Origin of the sequence: Paenibacillus hodogayensis (genome assembly GCF_039536325.1) — a bacterium.
In the GTDB taxonomy this organism is placed as follows: domain Bacteria; phylum Bacillota; class Bacilli; order Paenibacillales; family NBRC-103111; genus Paenibacillus_AB; species Paenibacillus_AB hodogayensis.
The window spans coordinates 1,243,038-1,267,870 of record NZ_BAAAYO010000001.1 but is presented as its reverse complement, the minus strand read 5'-3'; the positions used below and the strand labels follow the sequence as shown (position 1 = coordinate 1,267,870).

General features: G+C 59.2%; 18 protein-coding genes. 13 read left to right on the top strand and 5 right to left on the bottom strand.

Annotated elements, in window-relative coordinates; genetic code table 11:
- Window positions 1-400: 400 nt before the first annotated feature.
- Window positions 401-1,453 carry a LacI family DNA-binding transcriptional regulator gene (locus ABD796_RS05135; protein WP_344903799.1) on the bottom strand — a complete coding sequence of 351 codons (1,053 nt, stop codon included), beginning with the start codon at window positions 1,451-1,453 and terminating at the stop codon, window positions 401-403.
- A 405-nt stretch (window positions 1,454-1,858) separates the two neighbouring features.
- Between ABD796_RS05135 and ABD796_RS05130 the strand changes: the two genes are divergently transcribed.
- From ABD796_RS05130 to ABD796_RS05120, 3 genes are all read left to right on the top strand, one after another.
- Window positions 1,859-3,151 carry an ABC transporter substrate-binding protein gene (locus ABD796_RS05130; RefSeq protein WP_344903796.1) on the top strand — a complete coding sequence of 431 codons (1,293 nt, stop codon included), beginning with the start codon at window positions 1,859-1,861 and terminating at the stop codon, window positions 3,149-3,151.
- 61 nt (window positions 3,152-3,212) lie between these two features.
- On the top strand, window positions 3,213-5,150 hold the full coding sequence (locus ABD796_RS05125) for an FAD-dependent oxidoreductase (protein ID WP_344903794.1): 1,938 nt from the start codon (window positions 3,213-3,215) through the stop codon (window positions 5,148-5,150).
- Between the two features lie 392 nt (window positions 5,151-5,542).
- Window positions 5,543-6,388, top strand: a complete 846-nt coding sequence (locus ABD796_RS05120; protein ID WP_344903791.1) for a glycoside hydrolase family 43 protein — start codon at window positions 5,543-5,545, stop codon at window positions 6,386-6,388.
- Between the two features lie 60 nt (window positions 6,389-6,448).
- Here ABD796_RS05120 and ABD796_RS05115 read toward each other — a convergent pair whose 3' ends face one another.
- Complete coding sequence (locus ABD796_RS05115; protein ID WP_344903788.1) at window positions 6,449-7,498, bottom strand: LacI family DNA-binding transcriptional regulator; 1,050 nt, start codon at window positions 7,496-7,498, stop codon at window positions 6,449-6,451.
- Window positions 7,499-7,666: 168 nt separating this feature from the next.
- Here ABD796_RS05115 and ABD796_RS05110 point away from each other — a divergent pair, with 168 nt between their 5' ends.
- The 5 genes from ABD796_RS05110 to ABD796_RS05090 all read left to right on the top strand — a co-directional run bounded on the left by ABD796_RS05110 (window position 7,667) and on the right by ABD796_RS05090 (window position 13,076).
- Window positions 7,667-9,034 (top strand): FAD-dependent oxidoreductase, encoded by a 1,368-nt coding sequence (locus ABD796_RS05110; RefSeq protein WP_344903785.1) that lies wholly within the window; start codon window positions 7,667-7,669, stop codon window positions 9,032-9,034.
- A 132-nt stretch (window positions 9,035-9,166) separates the two neighbouring features.
- A complete protein-coding gene (locus tag ABD796_RS05105; RefSeq protein WP_344903783.1) occupies window positions 9,167-9,721 on the top strand; it encodes a hypothetical protein in 555 nt (184 codons plus the stop codon).
- A 161-nt stretch (window positions 9,722-9,882) separates the two neighbouring features.
- Window positions 9,883-10,596 (top strand): response regulator transcription factor, encoded by a 714-nt coding sequence (locus tag ABD796_RS05100; RefSeq protein ID WP_344903780.1) that lies wholly within the window; start codon window positions 9,883-9,885, stop codon window positions 10,594-10,596.
- The gene (locus ABD796_RS05095; RefSeq protein ID WP_344903777.1) at window positions 10,580-12,010 is read left to right on the top strand and encodes a sensor histidine kinase; all 1,431 of its coding nucleotides are present in this window, start codon (window positions 10,580-10,582) and stop codon (window positions 12,008-12,010) included. The genes ABD796_RS05100 and ABD796_RS05095 overlap by 17 nt, the downstream gene beginning before the upstream one ends.
- Before the next feature lie 127 nt (window positions 12,011-12,137).
- The gene (locus ABD796_RS05090; RefSeq protein ID WP_344903774.1) at window positions 12,138-13,076 is read left to right on the top strand and encodes a hypothetical protein; all 939 of its coding nucleotides are present in this window, start codon (window positions 12,138-12,140) and stop codon (window positions 13,074-13,076) included.
- A 19-nt stretch (window positions 13,077-13,095) separates the two neighbouring features.
- On the opposite strand, the gene ABD796_RS05085 is transcribed toward ABD796_RS05090, so the two are convergent.
- On the bottom strand, window positions 13,096-14,184 hold the full coding sequence (locus ABD796_RS05085) for a DUF3626 domain-containing protein (RefSeq protein WP_344903771.1): 1,089 nt from the start codon (window positions 14,182-14,184) through the stop codon (window positions 13,096-13,098).
- Window positions 14,185-14,391: 207 nt separating this feature from the next.
- On the bottom strand, window positions 14,392-15,363 hold the full coding sequence (locus ABD796_RS05080; RefSeq protein WP_344903768.1) for a helix-turn-helix transcriptional regulator: 972 nt from the start codon (window positions 15,361-15,363) through the stop codon (window positions 14,392-14,394).
- A 130-nt stretch (window positions 15,364-15,493) separates the two neighbouring features.
- On the opposite strand from ABD796_RS05080, the gene ABD796_RS05075 reads away from it, so the two are divergent.
- Both ABD796_RS05075 and ABD796_RS05070 read left to right on the top strand, forming a co-directional pair.
- Window positions 15,494-16,420 carry an SDR family oxidoreductase gene (locus ABD796_RS05075; protein ID WP_344903765.1) on the top strand — a complete coding sequence of 309 codons (927 nt, stop codon included), beginning with the start codon at window positions 15,494-15,496 and terminating at the stop codon, window positions 16,418-16,420.
- A 123-nt stretch (window positions 16,421-16,543) separates the two neighbouring features.
- A complete protein-coding gene (locus ABD796_RS05070; RefSeq protein WP_344903762.1) occupies window positions 16,544-18,709 on the top strand; it encodes a PAS domain S-box protein in 2,166 nt (721 codons plus the stop codon).
- A 189-nt stretch (window positions 18,710-18,898) separates the two neighbouring features.
- On the opposite strand, the gene ABD796_RS05065 is transcribed toward ABD796_RS05070, so the two are convergent.
- On the bottom strand, window positions 18,899-20,674 hold the full coding sequence (locus ABD796_RS05065) for a methyl-accepting chemotaxis protein (RefSeq protein WP_344903759.1): 1,776 nt from the start codon (window positions 20,672-20,674) through the stop codon (window positions 18,899-18,901).
- 254 nt (window positions 20,675-20,928) lie between these two features.
- Between ABD796_RS05065 and ABD796_RS05060 the strand changes: the two genes are divergently transcribed.
- From ABD796_RS05060 to ABD796_RS05050, 3 genes are all read left to right on the top strand, one after another.
- Window positions 20,929-21,840 (top strand): phosphate ABC transporter substrate-binding protein, encoded by a 912-nt coding sequence (locus tag ABD796_RS05060; protein WP_344903756.1) that lies wholly within the window; start codon window positions 20,929-20,931, stop codon window positions 21,838-21,840.
- 136 nt (window positions 21,841-21,976) lie between these two features.
- Window positions 21,977-23,614 (top strand): helix-turn-helix domain-containing protein, encoded by a 1,638-nt coding sequence (locus tag ABD796_RS05055; RefSeq protein WP_344903753.1) that lies wholly within the window; start codon window positions 21,977-21,979, stop codon window positions 23,612-23,614.
- An 88-nt stretch (window positions 23,615-23,702) separates the two neighbouring features.
- Window positions 23,703-24,692: an ABC transporter substrate-binding protein gene (locus ABD796_RS05050; RefSeq protein ID WP_344903750.1), complete on the top strand. Its 990-nt coding sequence runs from the start codon at window positions 23,703-23,705 to the stop codon at window positions 24,690-24,692.
- Window positions 24,693-24,833 lie beyond the last annotated feature (141 nt).

The following is a 24,833-nucleotide window of genomic DNA, read 5'->3' as shown; positions in this document are numbered from 1 at the left end:
CCAAAATGAAACTGGCAGTTAATGTCTAAAGGGATATAATGGGAATCAGAACGGATACTGCTTTATAAAAAGAACGAAGGGAGTGTCCGGGTAATCGCTTTCCTGCGGCTTGGCTGGGTATGGAGCCTGTCGCGACTGTCCGGCAGCTTGTTTCCGGTCGGAAGACTAACAGCCTGTATACGAAACGGCAAGAATTGCGAACGATGGATAAAGGGAGGGCGTTGGCAGAGAGCGTTTAACAAATTATTTGTAAGCGTTTTCATTTTGAGGGAGATCGATTGGGGAGAGGATGGAATGACTTTTGCGCTTATTGGTAGAGGGAGGCGTAGAGCCGGCAGACTGGCGTGACGAAAAAGCACGGCGGACAGCTGCCGTACGGCGATAGAGCCGGCTTACACGCTCACCGGCCGGGCGGAGCGGTCGTACTGCCGATCCGCAGCTCCCCCTGAATGCGGATATGCTCGAAAGGCAGAGCGGGGTTGGCGATGCGCCAGAGCATGCGGTCCGCCGCCCGGTAGCCGGTTTCGCGGATCGCCAGCAGCGGCATCGTAAAGGGCGGCAGCGATGCGGGTTGATCGTTCAACAGGCCAATAAGGGAAAGATCCTCGGGAATGCGCAGCCCCATCTGCTGCGTGCAGGCTTGGTATATGTTCGGGACCCAGCCATCGATTCCGCATATGACGGCAGTCGGGGCGTGGAGGCCGATCTTCGCTTGCAGCTCCTCGAGCCATTTCCCGTCATAGGGCAGACTGCCGATCAGATGGACGTCCGGATTTACCGGCAGACCGAATTCGTTCATGGCGTGTAGAACCGCTTGCCAGCGCAGCAAATACCCTCTTTGACCAAGGGTGTCGCCGACGTACAAAATGTGCCGGTGACCGATCGAGTGCAGGTAAGCGACAGCCTGATACGCGGCCTCGTAAATATCCCAGATGACGCTGTCCACCTTGCAGCCGAGCGGAGGGAAGTTCAGCAATATTTTCGGCACATTCAGCCGCAGCAGCTTCGTCTCCCATTGCGAAGGGGCGATTCCCGGCGCGATGAACAGGCCGTCGGCGTATTCGATATTGTGCTGGACGATCCATTCGTCCATTTCCTTGCCGGTCGCGGAGCCGGGAAGCACGAGCAGTTCGATCTCGTGGCCGAACGAAGCAAATCGTTCGTGCAGCCCTTCCAGAAGCATACGGTACAGGCTGACCTGGTTGACGGAGCGGAACGTCTGCACCAGCAGGAAGCGCTTTCTTTCCCAGTGGTACGGAAGAATGTGCTCGACCTTCAGGCTGCGCAGCTGTTCATTCGTGAAATACCCGAGCCGTTCCGCGGTCTGGACGACGAGCTGGCGGGTGGCCTCGGACATGCCGCTTCGGCCTTTCAGCGCCTTGGAGACGGTCTGGACGGTCAGTCCGAGCTCGTTGGCGATCGTGCGGAGCGTAACCTGCTTGATAATCGGCATGACAAAGCACCTCGGATACCGGATATCGTTTCACTGTATAAGTTGAACGAATGGTTGGAAGCCCATTTCATTCCGAAAAGGACTGCCTTGCTGCTCAAACATCTTGTTTTCAACTCCTGGATTGAAAAAAAGACTCAGCGGAATGGAGTTGAAAGCCAAAACTCGCTGCAAGGCAGATCCCTTTCTCCACTTCACTTGGCCATTTCCAAGAAGAGATTTCGTTCAACTTATATAGCATCGTATCACGAAAAACCGCCGGGTAAAAGCGGAGCGATCCGGGAACCGTTGAAAAATCGCGTTTTTTGATGAAACCAAAATGAAACTGGAAGTCGAGCCTCGCCGCTTTATAATGAGAACCAGACACTGTCTGGTCCTCTCCATTACCGATAGAGAGGATGCATGGAAATGGCGATTCAATGGAACAAAGCTGCAGGATACTTACTGGCGTCTGCTGTCGTGGCAATAAGCGGTTGCGCGGGGGGAGGCGGGAATGCCGGGACGAATCCTCCGGCGGGCGGAGCCGAAGCCGCGGCCGCAAAACCGATCACGCTGACGGTGTTCAACGCGCAGCCGGGAGCCGTGGACTTTGAGAAGATGGGGATGATCGAGGCGGTCCAGAAAAAATACCCCAATATTACGCTTAAACAGATCAAGCGTGAGAAGGGGATGGAATACGGCGACTGGATTACCGCCAAAACCCCTGTCGACTTCATTTACGAATCGACGGCCTTTACCGTAAGCTCGATCAAGCAGTTCGGTTTGGAAACGGATTTGCAGGAGCAGATCAAGCTTCAGGGCTTCGATACGAAAATATTCGAGCCGAATGTGCTCGCCCACGCCTTGTCCACCAACAGCGAGGGAAAGCTGTACGGGCTGCCGTTCACGATGAACCGCTACGGGCTGTTTTACAACAAAAATTTGTTCGACAAATTCGGCGTTGCCTACCCGAAGGACGGCATGACGTGGGACGAAGCGTACGAGCTAGCCAGGAAGATGACGCGGAACGATTCCGGCACGGCCTACTACGGGTTTACCGCAGTGCCCAACAACCTCCTGCTCAACAACCAGCTTTCGTTAGGCCCGCTTGATCTGAAGGAAGACAAGTCGGTCATGACGACGGACAACTGGAAGCAGCTGTTCGATAACGTGCGGCGGTTCTGGCAAATCCCGAACAACACGCTGGTTCCGGTAGCGGAAGCGCTGAAGGGCAACGTGGCGATGGTGCTCGATTCGGGCTCGATCAGCCAGGCGGAAGCGGGGCTCGACTGGGACATCGCATCGGTTCCGGAGCTTGCGCAGAAGCCGAAGACCGGGTTCAAGCCGGCCTCCCTGTCGCTGTTCCTGTCCTCCACTTCCGAGCACAGGGACGAGGCGTTCAAGGTGATGGCCTATCTCGTATCGGACGAATTCCAGGGGAAGCTGACCCGGCAGGCTGTCGGCACTCCACTCGCCAACCCGGAAGTCCGGAAGGCGTTCGGGCAAGATTTGCCGCAATGGAAAGGTAAAAACGTTCAAGCTCTTTACTACTACCCGGATGCCCCGGCCGCGCCTTCACGACTCGAAAGCTTGACGAACGTGTCGGTCAACTTTTCCAAGCTGTTTACTTCCGAGGGCGATTCGAATACGTTACTGCGCAGCTTCGACGAGGAAATCAATAAAGCGATACAAACCGAGAAAGCGAAAAAGCAGACGAAGTAAACATGCCGTTCGCCGGGCCGGAGAAAAGAACAACCATACTGTATAGAAGAAGGTGCTGGCAATGACGAAGGAACAAACGGATTTGATCGTATACGGAGGCACCCCCGGCGGGATCGGCGCAGCTCTGGCGGCAGCGAGACGCGGGGAACGAACGGTGCTGATCGAGCCTTCGCCGTATATCGGCGGTTTGATGACAAGCGGGTTGGGGGAGACGGACATTCGTTCCGTCGATTCGTCGGGGTCGATTTTCGGGGAATTTCTGAATCTGGTATACGAACATTACGTGACCGTCTACGGAGAACATTCCCGGCAGGCCAAGGAGTGCGAGCGCGGGCTCCGTTTCGAGCCGTCGGTCGCGGCCAAGGTCATGAGCCGGCTGCTGAGCGGCGAACCGGGCATTGCGGTGCGCTGCGACAGCGAGCTTGTCGAGGCACTCACGGAGGACGGCCGAATCGTGCGGATCGTGGCGCGGGACACGCGGACGGGCGAGCGGACGGTCTACGAGGCGGCACAGTATATCGATGCCACATACGAGGGCGATCTGGCCGCGATGGCTGGCGTTCCTTACCGGCTCGGCCGCGAATCGCGCGACGAATGGAACGAGGAGCTGGCCGGCAAGCTGTATTGCGAATACCGTACGAAGGAGATTCTTCCCGGCAGCACGGGGGAAAGCGACGAACTGCTCCAGGCTTACAACTTCCGGCTGTGCATGACCGACGTTCCGGACAATCGCGTTCCGTTCACCAAGCCGGATCATTACGACCGCAGCGAATATACGAGCCTGCTTGACGATATTGCCGCCGGAAGGCTGGATACGTACGGCCAGATCGTCAAGCTGTCGCGCATTCCGAACGGCAAGACCGATACGAACAACCATCACAACTGCTCCTGCTCGACCGATCTGCCCGGCGAAAATCTCGAATACCCGGAAGGCGGCCGCGAGGTGCGGGAACGGATCGCGAAGCGGCACAAGGACTACATTCAAGGCTTGCTGTGGTTTCTGCAGGACGACCCGGCGCTGCCGGAATCGATTCGCGCGGAAGCGCGGCGGTGGGGCTACGCGGCGGACGAATTTCCGGAGACGGGTCATTTTCCACCGCAGCTGTACGTCCGCGAAGCTCGCCGGATCGTCGGACGCTACGTGTTCACGGAGAACGATGCGCGCTTGGCCCCCGGTTTGGAGCGCACGCCGATCCATCACGACAGCATCGCCACCGGCGACTATGCGATCGACTCCCATGCTACCCGCAAACGCGAGGACATCGGTCAAAACCGCGCGCTGGAAGGCTTCTTCGGCTTTCCCTCGCTGACCGAGGTGTACCAGATACCGTTCGGCGTCATGGTGCCGGAGACGGTAGCCAACCTGCTCGTTCCGGTTGCCGTCTCGGCGACGCATATGGGGTTCGGCACGATCCGTATGGAGCCGTTCTGGATGCAGCTCGGCTTCGCCGCCGGAGTAGCAGCCGCCCTGTGCCGGACGTCGGGCGCGGAGGTGCAGCGGTTGAGCGTCGACCGGCTGCAGGACGCCTTGATCGAAGCCGATCAACTGATTACCTATTTCCGGGATGCGAAGGCAGGCCACGAGGCGCATCCGGCGCTGCAATATTTCGGCACGAAATCGTTTTTTACCGGCTACGAAGCTGACCCGGAGTCGCCGTGCTCCGTCGCGGACGCCTCGATCTGGATCAATCGGGCCCGTGCGCTCCCGGGAGGAGCGGGCTTGCCCGCGCTGCCGGCTACGGACCGGATCGCCCCGGCGGGAGTCGATATCGGGCCGCGCCAGCTGGCGGGGGAACTGCCTTACCGCGATTATTGGGCGGCCAAGCCGCTCTTGTCCCGCGAGATGGCCGCGAGATGGATAGGCGCCGCCCGCCGGGCGCTGGGCGTCGAAGGCACGTTAGCGCTGGAAGGACGGGAGGAAGCCGCGGTATCGCGGGGCGAGCTGTTGGCGGCGCTGTATGGTTTGTTGAAGCTGTCTCGGGACCGGCAGCCGTCATAATCGTCGCTTCCGCCCCTAGCCTGCCGTTCTCGGCCTCAATGCCTTTTAAGTAATAGGAGAAGCTCCCCGGCGGTAATGTCCGCAAGCGGGGAGCTTTTTTGGCTTCTCTGGCGCATGGCAGCCCGGCCGCAGGACAGCAATATTTTGAACCGAATTCGAAATAAATTGCTATATTTCCCTTGGCCGGTAATCGATATAATCCAAGTAGCAAGTCCATCGCCGTTGAAACGATCTATAGGTTGGGATTGCAGAAGGAGCCGCAGAAATTCTTTGCGGATCGGCTAAATTGCGAGCGCTTTCTTTTCGCCGTTCGGCGAATATTTGCAGCGCTAGATCCTGCCGAGGAGTCGGCAGGCACATGACATACTTTGGCGAATGGGGGAACTCAGGGCATGATTGTGCGTCAGCAACTGCGCATACGCGATCCGTACGTTCTGACCGACGTTGCGGAAGGGGTTTATTACTTATACGGAACGAATCACGTGGAAGGGTTCGACGTCTATACGAGCCGGGACCTTGAGCTTTGGGAGGGCCCGTTCCCGGTATTTCGTCCGGATGCCGGCTTCTGGGCCGACCGCGACTATTGGGCTCCCGAGGTTCACGAATATCGCGGGAGGTACTACATGCTCGCGACGCTGAAGGCGGAAGGCAGATGCCGGGGAACGCAAGTATTCGTGTCCGAGCGACCTCTGGGCCCGTTCCTTCCTTGCAGCGAGGGGCCGGTGACGCCCCGCGATTGGGAATGCTTGGACGGCACGCTGCACATCGACGAAGAAGGGAAGCCGTGGATGGTGTTCTGCCATGAGTGGCTGCAAGTGGGCGACGGGGAAATGTGCGCGGTGCCGTTGAGCGATACGCTCGACGCGGCTTCCGGGCCGCCGGAGCTGTTGTTCAAGGCGTCGGAGGCGCCCTGGACCGTCGCGCGGCGCGGTACGGACACCGACTATATAACGGACGGCCCGTTTCTGTTCCGTAACGGGGAGCGGCTGCTTATGCTGTGGTCGAGCTTCGGCGGTGACGGATACTCCCTGGGTATAGCCCGTTCCGCCTCCGGCTCGCTTCGCGGACCGTGGCTTCACGACGAGCAGCCTTTGTTCGGGCAGGACGGGGGGCACGGCATGCTGTTCCGCGATACGCAGGGAGAATGGATGCTGACGTACCATAAGCCGAACCGTTCGCCGGAAGAGAGGGCCGTATTCTATTCTTTGGCAGATGTGGACGCCGACTTGCTGCCATAAACATAATTGGAGAGCGGATTCGTACGCCTTTCGGATATGCGGAGAATACGGACGTTTCGGTTAATCGCGATTCTGCTCCCACGCGGCGGTTGTGCTGCCGGCGAATACGGCCGCCTGGATGCGGATGTATTCGTAGGGCATCGTCGGGTTGGCGATGCGCCACAGCATTCGTTCGGCGGCGCGATAGCCGGTTTCCTTGATCGCCAGCAGGGGGCGGGTGAAGAGCGGCAGCGACTCCTTCTGCTCGTTCAGCAGGCCGATCAACGACAGATCTGTCGGCACGTCCAGCCCGAGCCGTCGAATGGCGGCATACAGGGGTTCGACCTCCTCGTCGATGCCGCACAGGATGGCGGTGGGCTTGCAGGTCGCGAGGAGAGAAGCCAGCCGTTCCGATCTGGCATGCGCATCCCCATCGCTGTCGGTTAAATGCGCCTGCGGCTCGAACGGAAGGCCGCAGGCGCGCACCGCTTCCGCGAACGACTGCCAGCGCAGCGCAAAGCCGCGTTGGGTGCGGATGTCGCCGGCGTACATAATGCGGCGATGGCCGATGTCGGCCAAATGCTTGACGGCTAGCGCCACCGCTGTGCTCACATCCCACACGACGCTATCCACGGGCATGCCGGGGGACGGATAATTGAGCAAAATGCGCGGAATCGGCAGATCGAGCAGCGTCCGCTCCCACTCGGGGGGCGTAAGCCGGGGAGCGATGAAGATGCCTTCGCAGTAGTGCAGCTCCTTCGTACGAATCCATTGGTCGAGCTTCTTCTCGTTCATGCGTTCCGGCAGCAGCAGCGTCTCGATCGTATGCCCGATCTCCGAAAACCGTTCGTTGAGCCCTTCAAGCAGCAAGCGATTGAAATTGAGCGATTGCTCCGTCTGCACCAGGACGAAGCGGCGTTTGGCCGGCGGGTATACGGCGATCCGCTCGACCGAGAACTGGCGAAGCTGGTCCCTTGTCAAATAGCCGGACGTTCTGGCCGCTTCGACAATGGCGGCTCGCGTTGCGGGCGACATGCCGGGCTTGCCGCGCAGCGCCTTGGACACCGTCTGGACGGTGACGCCTAGAGAAGCGGCGAGGCTTTTGAGCGTAACCTGCTTGCGTATGGGCATGGTGAGCTCCCCTTTCGCTTGCGAATTTGTTGTTCTTCTTCGACACCCGTCTTGAAGCTGCAGTCATAAGTTAAACAAAAGTGATACTAAACCGAACTGTATCGCAACTTTATACTGAAAGCAACGGGCTTGCGCGAACGAAGGGGGTCCGATAAGGGGAGGAACAACATGGAACGCATATTGGAAACGGACGTCCTGGTCGTCGGAGGAGGACCGGCCGGCATTCACGCCGCGCTGGCGGCGGGGCGCAACGGGTGCCGCACGATTCTGATCGAAAAATACGGCTTTCTTGGAGGAATGACGACAGCCGCGCTTGTGTACCCGTGGATGACGTTTCATACGACCGACGGCAAGCAGGTGATCAAAGGCTACGCCCAGGAAATCGTCGAGCGCCTCATGGCGATAGGGGCTTCGCCCGGTCATGTCCGCGACACCGTCGGCTTCGTGCGCACGATTACGCCCTTTGATCCGGAGCGCTATAAAGTGCTGGCGATGGAGTTGCTGAAGGAAGCGGGCGTCCGGCTGCTGCTGCACAGCTTCGTCGACGCGGTGCGGGTCGAGGGCGACCGCATCGCGGGGGTGGAGGTTACCGGCAAATCGGGCCGGCTGCTGGTAAAGGCGGAGCAGTGCGTGGACGCGACCGGCGATGCGGACCTGGCTTTCTTATCCGGAGCCCCTTGCCTGCAGGGCCGGGAATCCGACGGCAAAACGCAGCCGATGACGATGAAGTTCCGCATGCGCGGCGTCGATCTGGCGGCGGTGAAACGGTACATGCTCGACCATCCGGACGAGTTTTATCCGAAAACGCCGTTCGCCGAGCTGGAGAGGCTGCCGCTGTCCGGCGTCATGGGCTTCACCAAGCATTGGCGGGAGTCGGAGCTGCCGATCAATCGCGACCAGGTGCTGTTTTTTACCGGACCGGAGGAAGACGAGGTGCTTGTCAATACGACGCGCGTACAGGGGCTGGACGGGACCGACGTGGAGCATCTGACCGAGGCCGAGCTGGAAGGCCGCAAGCAGGCGCTGCTGGTCGCCGATTTCATGCGCCGCCGCCTGCCCGGTTTCGAGAAGGCGAGCTTGACCCATACGGGCGCGCAGATCGGCATCCGCGAAACGCGCCGCATCGACGGCTTGTACGCGCTGCAGGTGGACGACGTGGTACAGGGGCGTCGGTTCGAGGATGTAATCGCCAGAAGCGGATATCCAATCGATATTCACGATCCTTCCGGCAAAGGAGTTACGGCGGCATGGGTGAAAGGAGACGGCGCTTACGACATCCCGTACCGCTGTCTGCTGCCTCAAGCTGTCTCCAATCTGATCGCCGCTGGACGGTGCATCTCCACCTCGCACGAAGCTTTGGCCACGACCCGGCTGTCGCCGAGCTGCATGGCGACCGGACAGGCGGCCGGCACGGCCTGTGCGGTCGCGCATCGAAGCGGCAAGCCGCTTGCCGGCATCGATGTTGCTGAGCTGCAGAGCGTGCTGGCGGAGCAAGGGGTCGTTCTGCGCGATGAGGAGACGATCACAGTTTTTTAACATTTCGGTCATATTCCTTCTTAGTCCGATCATAGTTTCCTCATGTTTTCCCGCTATACTGAACGTGTCCGGCGCCGAGGCGCAGGGCAAAGTACACGGGAGGAGAGAGGATACGTGAGGATAAAGTGGTCTATGGCTCTGATAGTCGGCATACTGGGGGCCGCCATGCTGACAGGTTGTTCCGGGGGCGCCGAGCCGGCGTTAAACGACGGCGATCCGGGCGGCAGCAAGGTGGACGCGCCGTCTTCCGGCGGCACGGGGGAAGCGAGCGGAAGCTCCAAAAGCGGGTCGGATCAATCCGACGCCGGTTCGTCGGGCTCGACAAGCTCATCCGGGTCCGCTTCGACCGGCTCGTCGGGTACGGGTTCGCCCGGCAGCGGCTCCTCAAGCTCGTCGGACGAGGGAAAATCAAGTTCATCGGACACGGGCAAGACGGAGTCGACAGGGACGACCGGCTCCTCTGCTGCTGCAGGCACGTCTGGCAGCGGCACGTCCGGTTCATCGGATACGGAAAAATCAAGTTCGGCGGATACAGGCAAAACGGAGTCGACCGGCGGAACCGGCGTCTCGGACACGACCAGTTCGACAGGGACAAGCGGCTCTTCAAGCTCGTCGGACTCAGGCTCGTCCGGTTCCGCAGGTTCGACCGCGCCGGGGGCATCAGACGCCTCGGGCTCGAGGCCGTAAACCAGCGGGCACGCGCCTTTCAACCGAAACTATACGATCGAACAGCGGTTCATTCGCTCGCTCCGGCGGCGGGTTGAACCGCTGTTTTTTTGTGGAAAACGGCAAAAAGCTTAAATTTTCAGTCATTTTTATATACAATGGTAAGGAGGTGATGCAAAGCGATGGACCGATTAAGAGTGCTCGTAGCCGACGATGATCCGAATGTCAGGGAGATTTTGCGCCTCTTTTTTCAAAGTCATCAGTATGAGCTGCTGGAAGCCGGGAACGGGGCGGAAGCGGTGGAACTGGTGGAGCGGGAAGCCCCGGACATCGTTATCCTCGACGTGATGATGCCGGTGATGGACGGATTTGCGGCATGCCGGGAAATTTTGAAGAAGCGCGATATTCCGATTATTATGCTCACCGCCAAAGGTGAAGAGTTCGACCGGGTGCTTGGGTTGGAGCTTGGCGCCGACGATTATGTGACGAAGCCTTTCAGCCCGCGGGAACTGATGTCGCGCATCAAGGCGATCTTCCGCCGCATGCAGCGCAAGCCCGCCGGAGAAGAGGAGAGCCGGGCGGTGTACCGCTTCGGAGAGCTGTCGATCGATCCGGAGCGCCGAGAGGTACTGGTGGACGGGCACAAATGCGCCTTCCGTCCGAAGGAGTTCGACCTGCTGGCCCATCTCGCCAAATCGCCGGGTACGGTTTATTCGCGCGAGCAGCTGCTCGAGCAGGTGTGGGGGTACGATTTTTACGGCGATATCCGCACCGTGGACGTGCATATTAAGAAGCTGCGGGAAAAACTCGCGCTTCTCAAACATACGTATATTGAAACGGTTTGGGGGGTGGGCTACAAATTCGAGGCGGTGACCGGCGATGCTCAAAACGGTTAACCGCAGCATTTTTCGCCGCCTGCTGTTCAGCTATTTGCTGACGGTGCTGCTCGGGCTCGGCGTGGTCGGGCTGCTGATCTCGTTTTTGGCCAAAGGGTACATTTACGGCAGTACCCAGGACGAGCTGCTGCGCAAGGCGAAGAAGGTCAACTTGGCGATTCAGGAGTTTTCGGCAATTGACGAATCGGCGGAATCGCTGCTCGTCTTTTTCGACCAGACGTTCGACGCCCGCATTTGGATTTTCGACGACAATGGTAAAATTATTGCCACGTCCACCAAGGACGAAGTGTTTATCGGCAAGGCGGTTGCCCAATCGATCGCCAGAAAAGTTGCCGGCGGCGGAACCGCGGTCAGCGAGCTGGCGGTGGAAGGACTGGCCCAGCCGATGCTGTCGGTCGCCGTTCCGTGGGGCAAGGATAACCGGATTTACGGAGGAATCGTGCTGCATTCCCCGATCAACGGCATCAATGAGACGGTCAGCCGCATTCGCGAAACGATTCTGTGGGGAACGCTGATTGGCGTGCTGATTTCGACGGCCATGGTTTCCTACTTATCTTGGTCGATTTCCCGGCCGCTTCAGGCGATCGACAGAGCCGCCTCGGAGATCGGCATGGGCAACTATGCCAAGCGGATCGAGATTCAATCCACCGACGAGATCGGCGATCTGGCGCAGACGATCAATTCGATGGCCGCCAAGCTGGAGTTGACCGAACGGGACCGCAGCAAGGCGGAGCAGATCCGCAGCGATTTTCTGGCCAACGTGTCCCACGAGCTGCGGACGCCCTTGACCGCGATGCAGGGCTTCTTGGAGGCGATGCAGGACGGCTTGGTCGACGAGGAGCGGCGACAAACCTACTACGGCGTCATGATGAACGAGACGCTGCACATGAACCGGCTGCTGGACGATATTACGATGCTCGACAAGCTGAAGAACGACGAGATCGCGCTGTCGCGGCATCCGGTTGACGTCGAAGCGTTTGTGCGCAGGCTGGCGCTGAAGTTCGAATCGCTTGTTTCGGCTAAAGGATTGAGGCTGCACGTCGAATGCGAGGAAGGGCTGCCCAGGGCGTATGCGGACTACGACAGGCTGGAGCAAATTGTCGGCAACGTGGTCAACAATGCGATTAAATTTACGGAGCGCGGGGACATCCGCGTTAAGGCCGCGCGGGTGGACGGTTTCGTGGAGCTGGCCGTGACCGATACCGGGATCGGCATTTCCGCAGCGGACCGGGAACGGATCTGGGAACGTTTTTTTAAAGCCGACCGCGGCAGGGCCAAAAACCGCAAGGGCACCGGACTTGGGCTTGCCATCGTCAAGGAGCTTGTCGAGTTGCACGGCGGTTCGATCGCTGTCGAAAGCGAGCCTGAGCGCGGCTCCGCGTTCCGCATCCGCATTCCGATCGCCGCAGGCTAAAGAGGTGCTGTAACCTTCCTCCGTCTCGCGCGTATGGTAATAGGAAACGTGCTTGCGAAACCGGACAAGTACAGGGATGGACGCTTCGAGACGAAGCATCCCGGTCATCGACGCAGGAGGGATTGCCATGTGGGAAGAGCTGAACCGGAAGCTGGACGAAGCGAACGCTAGACGGCAGCTGAAGTTGAAATGGGAGCGCCGGCTTGAGGATGTGCAGAGCCGCATCCGCAAGCTGCAGCAGGGCATGCCCGCGCTCGAGCTGAAGCTGGAGCGCGAGCAGCGCGACGTGGAGCAGCTGACCGGCCTGACGCTGACGAATTTGTTTCATACGATATTGCGCAGCAAGGAGGAGCAGTTGGAGCTGGAGCGGCAGCAGGAGCTGCATGCCGCCTTGCGGCTGCAGGAGGCGCGCGAGCAGCTGGCTGATCTGGAGCGGCAGCGCAGTGAGTCGGGCGAAGCGCTTGCCGACGTGCGGTTCGCCGATAGCGAGTATGAGGCGCTGCTGCGGGAAAAGGAGAAGCGGCTGCTTGCCTGCTCGGAGGAGACGGCCGCAGCGGTCGCAGCGCTGGACGATTCCGCCGCCGTTTGCGCGGCCCGTCTGACGGAGCTGAAGGAGGCGGCCGATGCCGGCGGCGTCGCACTGTCGCTGCTGCGCAATGCGGAAGAGAGTCTGGGCAAAGCCGAGGACTGGGGCCGCTGGGATATGATGGGCGGAGGCACGATCAGCACGCATATCAAGCATAGTCATATCGACAGCGCGCGTTCGATCGTGCGGCAGGCCCAGTCGAAGATGAGACAATTCGAGAAGGAGCTGGCGGATCTCGGGACTTATTCGTCGATCCGCATCGACATAAGCGGCGGGTTGGAGTTTGCCGATTATTTTCTGGACGGACTCATTACCGATTGGGTCGTGCAGGGGCGCATCAAGGATTCGCTGGAGCAGGTGCGGAACGCCCGGAGCCGGATGAGCCGGATCGTCGACAGCTTGCGCCAGGAGTGCGCCACAACGGAGAGCGAGCTGACGGGGCTGCGGGGAAGAAGGGCGGCTATGATCGAGCGGGCATGAATACAGGCAGTCCTTGTCGTTACAAGGGCTGCCCGTATTTGACGATCACATGCCACAGCTGCTTCAAGTGCTGGAGCGTATCGGCAGGGGTCCCCCAATCGCTCCATTGTTCCGGGTGACGATGCAGCGAAGCGGCGGCGCGGCCGACGCACGCCGCGTCGAGTCTCCCTGGCGTCGCCGAGAAGGCGCGGTCTACGCGTCTGGCGAGCGGCGGCATAGCCGGTCCGCGGAAATCGGCCGACACGTCGCTGCTCGCCAAGCCGAACCCGCCGTGCCACAACAGGGCGATGCCGTGATTACGGCAGCATGCCGCAAGCTGTTCGCCGACCGTGGTCCCCCGAAAGGAGGGATCGGCGATCAGCGCTTCCGCATCGGCGGCCAATGCGATAGGGCCGTGCACCTGCGCTTCGATGTAGTCGTCGAGCGCGCGTCCGGGCTCGACGGGCATGTTCTGCGATCCGGCTGCCGCGAGCAGCCGCCGCACAACCGCTGCGGCATCGGCTGCCGGAGCGCCCAGCGCATGGCCGCTTTGGTCGGCGGCATCGAGCAGCGCGACGAACAGAGGGGCAAGATTGTCCCCGGTGCCGACGCAATCCGGTCCGGTATGGCTGTCGCCGAACGTGAACGTACAGCGGTCCGTCACGCCTTGCCGCAGCCGTATGTAGCAGGAGCCGAAGCGCGGCGCGGCGCCGTCCGGATAGTCCATCACGTTGAGGGCGCCGTATTTCGGCCGCTCTTCCGGCTTGCAGCCGACCGTCTGATAAGCGCCGCCGAAAAGGGAAAGCTCCCAGCGGTCCCGGTCCCCGCCCGGGTACGCGGTCCGGCTGCCGTTGCTGATGCCCGTCTCGAACTGGCTGCTATACAAGCCGTCGCGTAGCAGCCCTTCGATGACCGTCCGGCCGTCCGGCAGCATCCGGTCCGGATGGAAATTCAGCGTGACCCGGGCATGGGTCCGGATGTGCGACAGGATCGACGGGATGTCCGCGAATTCACCATCCGTATGCCCGATCAGCGCTTGCAGCTTCTCCAGAGCGTAGTTTTGCCGGGCGGCGGCAATCGCCCGCACATGCTCGAGCGCCCGCGACTGCGCTGCCGTCAGCACAGCCATGAGGCGGCGCTCCGTCGTCCGTCGGCATCGGCTGCCGCCGAACGGCCCGAGTGCGCGCTGCGTATCGAGCCGTCCGATTTATCCGTCGACCACCCAGTTTTCCCGGTCGCGGCTGGCCGCGCCGGTATGATGCAATAAGTCGCACTCCTCATCATGCAACCCCTCCTTGTCCGTTTGGCATCCTTCCATCTGCGCTTCCTACCCTTCTCAGCGGCTTTCCTTGTACAATGTCGCCGTTTGCGCAGCTCTTCCGGCGATAAGGCCGCGCAGCTCGGCGGGCTCGATCAGCTCGCCGTTGCCGCCGACGGCGAGAGCCAGCCGGCAAGCCTCTTCCTCCGTCTGGAAGCGGATGCGGTACGACGCGCGTCCGCTTTCGTCGGCTTCCCCCTGCTCCAACACGGAAGCGAACTTCCACATGTTCAGGAAGTACACGCCTTCCGCATCGAGACGAAACGTTGCTTCGAACCGCGGCAAATGGGCGACGAACCGTTCCATCGACGCCTCCCAGTAGGCCGCGAGAGAGAAGCCGGGCGGACGCGCCGACGATTCCTCGGTCAGCTCGCAGCCGACGATGCGGGCGAGCCGGTACGTGCGCACCTCGGCTGCATCGCCGGCGACTGCCGCGACCAAATACCAGACGACGCCTTTCATGACGAGCCCGAGCGGATCGACGAGCCGTTCGGATGGCTCGGCCCCGGTTCTGCGGTATACAAGCCGCACCCGCCTTTCCTGAAAAACGGCTTCCTGCAACAGAGGGAGCGTCTCCGGTGCATCGTCCGTTCCCCGCCAGCCGGAGGCGTCGATATGAATCCGCTCGCGTACAAACTCCGCCGTCCTTCTGCCGATGCCCGGCAGGGTGGCGAGCAGCTTGATCAGCGCCGCCTCCGACGCCTGGCGCAGGCCGAGGTCGGAGAGCGCTTTTTCCGGTGCGGCGAGAAACAGCGAGGCGATCTCCTCATCGTGAAGCCCGGTCAGATTGGTGCGGTAATCGTCCATCAGCCGCCAGCCTCCGCCGGTTCCCCGTTCCGCGGTTACCGGCACGCCGGCGGCGCCCAGCGCCTCCATATCGCGGTGAATCGTCCGCTCGGACACCTCCAGCCGCTCGGCCAATTCGGCCGCGGTCATGCGTTTGTACGTTTGCAGCAGCAGCAGAATGGACAGCAGCCGATCGGCTCTCATGGCGCGGTTCCTCTCTTCATGCACGTCTTGAAGCGCATATTTTTATCCTCCACTATATTCAATATGACAAAAGGTGTCAACAATAAACCGTATACTAACCTTGAAGCCAATATGGAGGAGGAGATACGGAATGGAACGGGAATCCGGAAACAACGGGCAAAGAGCGTCAGAAACGGATACTTCCGCAAGCAAGCCGCTTGCCGGCCGGGTAGCGGTCGTAACGGGCGCGACGCGTGGCGGAGGAAGAGGAGTCGCCGTCATGCTCGGCGAAGCGGGCGCGACCGTTTACGTAACCGGCCGCAGCGTCAAAGGACGGCCGGCGACGGAGGGCAGGACCGAGACGATCGAGGAGACGGCCGCGCTGGTCGACGAACGGGGCGGCCGCGGGATCGCCGTCCGCACCGATCATACGGAGGAGGAGGAGGTCAAAGCGCTGTTCGAGAGAATCGGCCGGGAACAAGACGGCAGACTGGATATTCTGGTCAACGGTGTATGGGGCGGAGATGCGTTAACCGAGTGGGACAAGCCGTTCTGGGAGCATTCGCTCGACAACGGCCTGCTTATGCAGCGCCGGGCCGTGCACTCCCATATGATCACCAGCCGTTATGCGGCCCCGCTGATGGTCGCCCGCCGGCAAGGGCTGATCATCGAAGTGACGGACGGCTGCGATTACCGGTACCGGGGCACGCTTTACTACAGCTTGGCGAAAATATCGACGATTCATCTGGCCGAGGCGATGGCGGCCGACCTGAAGCCATTCGGCGTCACGGCACTGGCGATTACGCCGGGATTTTTGCGCTCCGAAGAGGTGTTGGATCATTTCGGCGTAGCCGAATCCAATTGGCGAGATGCGGTCGCCAAGGACGAGCATTTCGCCCAATCCGAGACGCCGTATTATGTCGGCAAGGCCGTCGCGGCGCTGGCCGCCGATCCGAACGTATCCGCAAAGGCGGGCAAGGCTCTGATGTCGGGCGATTTGGCCGAGGAGTACGGGTTTACCGACGTTGACGGCTCGCGTCCGAACTGGAACACCTATTACGCGAAAACGTTCGTTTAGTTCCAAATTCAAATTTTTACCTGTTTCGACAATATTCGAGCATGTTTGTGTGCGTCTCCTGATACAATGAAAGCGCTAATTGTCCAAGCTTCGCAATAGACGCATTCGAGGAGACGCGCTTGCATGAATCGGATTTTACATGCACCTAACGGTTGGCTCGTATTATTGGCTTATGCCGCTGCCATCGCGATCTCCTATACGATCACGGTGCGGATCGGCGGGAAAAGGCTGTGGAAGGACCGCATCTGGCTGTTCGCTTCGGCGGCCGTGCTCGGCATCGGTCTATGCACGGCTCATTACATGGTGATGGCGGCCTACCGGATGCCTCACGAAGACGCTCATAGCGGTCATCCCGCCTATTCCTTTTTTTTGCGCGTCGTGCTGCCGTTCTTCTGTTCCTTTGTCGTTCTGCTTCTGGTCGGCATCAGTGTCGTGGCGATTATGCGCAAGCGTCTCAACGAGATGGAGCTCAAATATACGACGCTGTTCGAACAAAGCCCCGATCTCGTTCTGATGATCGACAAAAAGGGGAAAATCACGCGGGCCAACTACAGGTCCGCCGAGGTGCTCGGCTATGAGCCGGAGGAGCTGCTCGGGCGCAGCATCCTCGATTTGGTCTGTTCGGAGGAACTGAACGCGCTTCAGGAAGGCTTTATCCGTTTCAAAGCGCAGCAGGGCCTCGGCCTGGAGCTCGGCCTTGCCCGCAAATCGGGGGAGCGGATCGAAGCCGGCATCGTGTCCATCCCTTTGGTGACGGACGGCAAGCTGCAGGGCGTTTGCGCCGTCGTCAAAAATATGACCGAGGATAAAAGGCTGAAGGAGCAGCTCCGAAAGCTGACCGAGCGTCACGAGCTGCTTCTGAATACGATGGTGGAGGGCGTATTCGGCATCGATGCCGACAGCCGCGTCGTGTTCTGGAACAAAGCGGCGGAGGAATTGACAGGATACCTCTCGGCCGAAGTGATCGGCCTCGATATGCGAGAGCTGATCCGCCGGCCAGGACCGGACGGAGAGCCGGATTCCTGCCGGGGCTGCGCTATCGTGAAGGCGATGAACGCAAGGGAACGGTGCGTCGTGATCGATGAATCGTTCCGCGCGAAGGACGGCACCGCTTTCCCGGTGGAATATTCGGTGAATCCGATTGTCGCGGCCGGCTCGGAAACCGCATGGGCGGTCGTCACGTTTCGCGATATTTCCGAGCGGAAGCGGCAGGAGAACGCCCTGCTCAAAAGCGAGGAGCAGTACCGGACGCTGGTGGAAAATTTGCCTGATGCGCTCGTTGTCGTCAAAGGGGGCAAGCGGCTGTACGCGAACGATACGGCGCTGCGCTTGTTTGGCGCGGAGCGCAGCGCCGACACGGTGAAGACGTCCCTATTCGGGGAGATCGACCCCTTGTGCATCAGCATGCAGCAGTCCGGGATGCTCGACGCTGACCGGGAAGGTCCGCCCGGCATAACGGAGCATAGGCTTTTCGGCCCGGACGACAAGGAGCAAGACTTGGAGGTCGTTTCTTTTGCTGCCTGGTACGAAGGGAGCCCTGCCCGGTATTTGCTCATCCGCGACGTAACGGAGCTGAAGCGGGCGAGAGAGCTGATCCAACGGTCGGAGAAGCTATCGGTTGCGGGGGAGCTGGCCGCAGGCATTGCCCATGAAATCCGCAACCCGCTCACGGCGATCAAAGGGTTCATCCAACTGATCCGGCACCAGATGCCCATTAGCTATTACGAGACGATCTTATCGGAAATCGGCCGTATCGAGCTGATCGCCGGAGAGCTTCTGATGCTTTCCAAGCCGCAAGCGGTCGAATTTCAGCGAGTGGACGCGAAGGAATTGATCGATAAGGTCGTCATCCTGCTCGAAGCGCAAGCGGCTGCGCATAACGTGGAGCTGGTCAAGCAGTTCGGCAGCGGGCCCCTCTTCGTGAACGGCGAAGCCAACCAATTGAAGCAAGTGTTTATCAACATATTGAAAAATTCGCTGGAGGCGATGCCGTCAGGGGGGGCCGTAACCATGGAAGTCCGGGAGGAAGCGGATACGGACGAAGTGGCGGTTGTCGTTCGGGACGAAGGAGTCGGCATATCGGAGGAAAAGCTCCGGCTGCTCGGCCAGCCCTTTTATACGACGAAGGAGAAAGGTACCGGGCTCGGACTGATGATCAGCCTGGCGATTATCGAAAACCACGGGGGCCGCACGCAAGTATACAGCCAGCTCGGAAAAGGAACCCAATTCTATGTGTTTCTTCCGGCGAGCCGTCAGAACCGGCCCGCCGGACAAAAGGCCCGCGAGTGAAGGCTTCGCGGAACGACAGGCCTTCCCGTAGCGGATTCGCCTGACAGTCTTTCTTGTCCGGCGGGGGTCGGAGGGAGTCCGATCACCTCCGGCCTAACGGGCAGGGCCGCTCCGCGAGCAGCGGCTCGGGCCAGCCCCGTCGCTGCGTTCACTCAGCCAGCGGCTCCTCGGCCAGGCCTGTCGCTGCGCTCACTCCGCCAGCGGCTTGCCGTTAAGAGCATATGGCGTCCGCGAGGCAGCATCTCGATCCTCGACCCGGAACTTGCCGATTTCCGCGAACAAGCCCTCGATCAGCCGGTGGAGCGCATCGGCTTGTTCGGCGATCAGCCGGACCGAATCGTTTTGCCGAGCCGATGTCGAGTTTACCTCGTGTACCCCGGCTGCCGTTTCCTCGGCAACTGCGGCCATTTGCTGGATGGAGGCAAGCAGCAAGCCATGGCCCGTCTCCGTCCGGCTCACCAGCGTATGAATGCGGTCCGTCTCTCCGCACAGTTCGCCGATCGATCGTTCGATCGTCCGGAACGCCTCCATCGTATCCGTTACTTTGGAGACTTGATGCCGGGATGCCTCCGAAGCTCCGGTCATTGAGGAGCGCACGATTTCCATATGCGTCTGCAATTCGCCTACGAGCGCTCCGATCGAACGGGCCGAGCTTCGGGACTGCTCCGACAGCGTCCTCACCTCGTCTGCGATTACCAGGAAGCCTTTGCCATGCTGTCCGGCGCGGGCCGCCTCGATTGAAGCGTTCAGGGCGAGCACGTTCGTCTGGTTGGCGATTTCTGTCATCGCCCTTGCGATTCGGCCGATCTGCGCGACATCGTTTACGAACGCCTCCACCGCATTTGTCGCCTCGCTCAGCATGCCTTCGGCTTCCCCGGCCGCATCTGCAAGCTCTGTCACCGTAATCGTCCCCAGTTTCGCCCGGTCGTCGGCCACGAGGCCGAGCCGCTTCATTTCGTCTGCCGAATGCGCAATATCCCGTACTTCTCCCTCTAGTTCTGCCACAAGCGATGCCCCTTTCTCCGTGTTCACGGCCTGTTGATTGGCCCCGACGGCAATTTCGCCGAACGCGTTCACAATATCTGTATGCGCCACCGACGTCGACCGGGCGAAGCTCTTGAATCCGGCGGAACGCTCGTTTAATTCCAGGCCGATATGGCGCAGCTGGAGCATCGTCGCCGCAACCTGTTCCACCATCGCGTCGAAGCTTGCGCCGAGCTGGCCGAACTCGTCGCGCGACGCGGAGCGAATGCGCTGGCGCAGATCGCCTTGCCCGATCACTCCCATTGCGCGCCGCATGCCGTGCAGCGGACGCAGGAACGAGCGGATCAGCACGACCGATACGACCACGGTGATGACGAGCACTAGAGCGATGGCGACAAGCAGGATCGAGACGGCCCCTTTGACCCGCATGGACGTTTTCCCCACAGCCGCTTGCGCCTCATTGGCATAGTCCGTATAAAACTTGTCTACCAGATCGAACATGACGTCCCGCTGCGCTTGCGTTTCTTTATAGAGGGAATCGGTATTTTTGCGGATGTCCAGCTCGGTCAGAGCAGGGTTGCGGATAATGTTGACCGCCCGGTCGAACAAGTCGAGAAATTCCGTCTCCGTCATAATCATCTGGCTGCGCCAAACCCGCTGTTCCTCCGTAGCAGCCGTATCCCCGACCGCACGGATCAGCTTCTGGAACGCCGGCCGTTTCTCCGTAAATTTGTCCGCATAAGCGCTATCCCGGGAGATCATAAGCCCGGAAGAAATGTCCTTCAGCTCCTGCACGAGCACCTTCAGCTCCAGCGCCGTTAATTGAAGCTCGACTTTTTCGTTTTGCTGGCCAAGCTGTTTCTCCATCTCCCGCAGCTGCTGCCAGTTAAGCAGCGCCGCTGCCGCGAATACGAGCGAGACGACGGCAAAGCCAAGCGCAAGCTTCGCGGTCCACATCATGGCAAACGTTCTTTTGGTCATACGGCACTCCCCTTATGTAAATATTTCCTGGTTTCATAGGTAGTTTAGCCTGCATGTATTAACGCAAAAGACTCATTTTGTTAAGGGATTGTAAACTTGTAGGCGGGATCCGGGGAGAAGATCGGGCATGAAAAGGGGGATGAAAAACGCCGAATAAAATTTACATCCGGTTAACGTTTCGCGTGTTTAGCATTAACAATCGGTTGGTACGATAGCCAATGTAAATAAAAGATTAAAGGGAGGACATGTACAACATGTTGAAAATCATGTCGAAAAAAATGTTTACTTTTGCAATGGTGGGGATCGTATCCGTGGGGGTTCTTGCAGGCTGCGGAACCAAAGATAACAAAACGACCGCCAGCGGCGGCACCACGCCGACAGAACCGAATAAACCGGCAGTAACGGAAATTACCGGAACGGTATCGGCTTCCGGATCGACGGCTCTTCAACCGCTTGTCAACAAAGCCGCTCAAGACTTTATGGCTAAAAATCCGAAAGTAACGGTCAACGTAACGGGCGGCGGTTCTGGCACCGGCGTGAAAAACGTAGCCGACGGCGTATCCGATATCGGCAACTCCGACGTCGAGGCGGACGCTCAATATAAGGACAAGCTGGCCGACAACATCGTCGTGCTCGCGCCTTTCGCGCTGATCGTCAATAAGGCGAGCGTGGGCATCGACAACCTGACCAAAGCGCAAGCGTCCGACATTTTCATGGGTACAATCACGAACTGGAAAGACGTAGGCGGCAAGGACTTGAAGATTACAGTCGTTCACCGTCCGGACAGCTCCGGCTCGCGTAAGCTCGTGAAGCAAATCGTGCTCGAAAACAAAGATTTCACGAAAGACGGCGTAACGCAAGACACGAGCAAGACGGTAGCGGAAGCGGTCGGCTCGACGGAAGGTTCGATCGGCTATGTGGACGTGCCTTACATTAAAGGCAACGACAAGATCAAGGCGCTGAAGATGGACGGCAACGAGTATTCGTCCGAAAACATCAAGAGCGGCAAATACCCGCTGTACGGACTCGAGCATATGTACACGAAGAAAGACAACTCGAATGCGGCCGTTAAAGCGTTTATCGAGTTTATTATGAGCAAAGAGTTCCTGAATAAACCGGAAGTAACCGATCTCGGTTTCCTGCCGGCCGACCTGATCAAGAAATAACAATAGCTTGTCTGCGAGAAGCGGCGTCCGATAACGGGCGCCGCTGTTTCGTTTTGGCGCGGCAGCGGCATTCGTGACAAACCCGGCGCATTGTCCTATGCTAGGATTAGAACAAGACGGGATTAGGGAGATTGCTATGAATGATACGCCGCGCATCGGAATGCGGTTGGAGGAGATGGCATTAAGCTTTGACCGGATTCATTTTCGCCGACTGGAAGCGGACATGTACGGCAAGCTGCCAAGCCCGCGCGCCTACCGGCTTTTGCTGGTTACGGACGGCGAAGGGAAATGTATTCTGGATGGGCGTATGATTCCCGTCAGGCGCGGGAGCTGCTGCCTGCTGCCTCCGGATTCGTATGCGGCCGGGGGCTTGAGCGCCCCGGACGGCCTGATCTGGTATGAGATGGAGTTCCGGGCTTATCCGTCCGAGCAGAAGGAGGCCCATGCGGCTCGGGGGACAGGAAGCCGGGCCGGTATCGTCTATTCGGATATTTCGGTTCGCGCCTTGGCCCAAGCGGTCCATCTGGCAAAGCGGCTGTACACCGAGCATGACCGGCCGGAGCGGCTGGAAAAGTTCAGAATGAATATCGTCTTCCAGGAGCTGGTGTACCGTCTGTTGAGGGATCAAAGCTCGACGCCGGTCCGCAATGCAGGGGAGGCGATGACCCTCATAACGGACTATATGGAAAGAAACTTCGGGGAGAACCTCTCACGCGACAAGATGGCCGAGCGGGCCGGAATGAACGTGGAATACTTTTCCCGGCTGTTCAAAAAAGAGACGGGCAAAGGCTTTCTGGAATATTTGACCGAAATTCGCATCCGCTATGCGAAACGGGAGCTGATACGCGGGCAAGCTTCCGTCAAAACGATCGCGGAAACTGCCGGTTACGGGGAACAGTATTATTTCAGCCGCAAATTCAAGCAGGCCGTCGCCATGTCGCCTTCGGAATATAGGCTGAAGCAGCGGGAGCGGGTCGTATGCTTGTTTGGCCCCTATCTCGATCCTATGCTGGCGTCGGGCGTGATCCCGTGCGCGGCGATGGTGAACCGTTCGCATCCGCTGGCGGCGGGTTTGAGCGCATCCGTCCGTTTGGGTCAGGAAGAGATGGAGATGAATGAAAGAAATATCGCCCGGCTGCTTCGGATGGAACCCGATCTGATCTTGTGCAGTACCTATATCGATCCGAAGCTGGAAAGTCAATTAAGCCGCATCGCGCCAAGCGTCGCGGTAGCGTACAAGCAGGAATGGCGGAGCGTTTTGCGGGAAATTGCCCGAATCTGCGGTAAGGCTGGGGAAGCGGAGAATGCGATCCGGGAATATGAGCGCAGCAGCGCGGCGGCAGCCCGACGCTTGGAGGAAACCATTGGCGGGCAGACAGTGGCGCTCATCCGGGTACATGCGGATCAGGTACGCTTGTACGGCGGCTCCCCGCTATCGTTCACGGCTCCGGTATTGTACGGAGATTTGCGGCTGAACGCGCCCCGTCTGGTATGGGAACAGGCTTGGAACGAACACTGGATTGCGGTTTCGGCGCCATTGCTGAAGAAATTGGATGCGAACCGGCTGCTTCTGGTGGTGGATCCGGACAGCGGGGAACAAGCGCAGGCGCTGCTGAACAGCCCGGAATGGAAACAATTGGCCGAGCGGAGGGACACAAGCGTCCATAAAGCCGATTATCATACGTGGATGAGTACGGGCGTCATGATGAATAACCGGAAGATCGAGGAAATTTTGCGGCTGCTGTCGCCGAAGGATGTCACAAAAATCCTGTAGAATGAACGGTTTTGTCCTTGGCTGCCTATTTGCGATATGTTATCGTTGATAACGATTCTCATTAAAGCGACAAGGAGTGATTTCTGCAGTGAACAGGTTTTACCCGACGGCAAAAGCCGTAACAGCCATGCTGCTGCTATGCACGATTATCGCATGCGGCAAAAACAACGATTCTGCGGGGGGCGCTAATGGAACGGGAAGCGGAAAGACAAGCGAACCCGCTAATCATACGGACGCAGCGCAAAAAGGCGACAAGTCCGAGCGCCAGGTGAAGGACGAGATCGGGCATGACGTCCGTATTCCCGCCAAACCCCAGCGCATTATCGGCATCTATTTGGAGGATGAACTGCTATCGCTCGGCATTCAGCCTATCAAGCAGTCGAGGATCGGGACTTGGAGCGGACAAGATTACCTCGGTTTGTCCATTCCGAGCATCGATGTGAACGGGAGCGTGGAGGCGGTTCTGGAAGCCGCGCCCGATCTTATTTTGGAAAATGTATTCGATGCGAAACGATACGATCAGTTTTCCAAGGTAGCTCCCATGTATGCCTTCAAGGATGCGCGCGCTGATTGGCGGGCGACGATTCGTACGTTGGGAGGCTTGTTCGATCGAGCGGATAAGGCGGAGGAGGTCATCAAGCAGTACGACCGGCGGGGCAATGAACTGGGCCAAACGATCAAGAACCGGATCGGTAACGAAACGGTAGCCATACTTCGCGTGCATACCAAAGAAATACGTCTGTACGGCGGTCCGGGATATGCGGGTCCCGTCGTCTACCAAGATCTGGGACTTACGCCTTCCAAGCTCGTGCGGGAATTGATTTTGGATAAAGACGGCAAAGTCGTTCCTTTATCCATGGAAATGATTCCGAAGCTGGACGCCGATCATATCTTCGTTACGAAAGACACGGGCGCCGAGGACAAAGCCGCGGAGCTGTTCAACAATCCGCTGTGGAAATTGGTGCCTGCCGTTCAGAAAGGACATGTGTACGAGGTGAATTTCGAGACTTGGATGAAGAGCGGTCCGATCGCCGACAGCAAAAAAATGGATGACGTGCTTGAGGCCCTCGTCAAATAATACACCGCAATACCTATAACGCAACCCCTCTGCTTGCGCTTGCCGTCCTACTCCGGCAAGCGTTTTTTTTGCGTGGCGTTCGGTTTTTACATCCGCTTAACAAAATATTAATATCGGGAAAACATTGCCGCCCTATCATGA